We start from the raw sequence: 534 nt of genomic DNA, 5'->3' as shown, positions 1-534 counted from the left end.
ATTAATGGGAACATTCCCAAAGATGTTTGTTATAATGTCAGATCTGGTAATAGATAAAAATGGGAACAGTCCCATTAATTGAAAGAGATCACAGTATAATTTTAAATCACTTTGAAAAGAAAGGTTTAGATAGTGATAGGTTCTTGAGTGATATGAACTTGCTCTAGTTGGCCATTAATCTGTGAAATCAGCAATTTAGCCGCTTTTTCTCCAGCCAAAGCGTAACCAGGATCGATGCTAAATACTTTCGGAAATAGGAAAGAGAGTAACTCATTGCCACCGACGCCTGTAACAACAACATCTTCTCGATTAAGTTCTTGCAGTCGCTTGATGACACCTAGCGCCAGGGTATCACTGGCACACACAATCGCTTGGGTTTTTTCGTTTAAGACTTCATCCACCAGCAAATAGGCACTTTCATGATTCAACTGGCCAGTCTGAAAACTAGCAGGGAGGGAGTGCAGTTGGCACCATTCAAGATACGCATCAAGACGTAATTTACCGGTTGTTTTATCACGAGGATCAACACCAATA

1 protein-coding gene is annotated in these 534 nt (G+C 40.3%); it reads right to left on the bottom strand.

The genetic code is table 11. The features are described 5' to 3' along the window. Positions 1 to 125 precede the first annotated feature (125 nt). Positions 126 to 534: substrate-binding domain-containing protein (locus QTO00_RS20705; protein WP_331426396.1), on the bottom strand; the 409-nt coding region annotated here is incomplete at its 5' end.

The sequence above is a fragment of the Vibrio sp. M260118 genome (assembly GCF_036533755.1).
In the GTDB taxonomy this organism is placed as follows: Bacteria; Pseudomonadota; Gammaproteobacteria; order Enterobacterales; family Vibrionaceae; genus Vibrio.
Note: the sequence above shows the minus strand (reverse complement) of the source record. Positions and strands in the feature narration are given on the sequence as shown.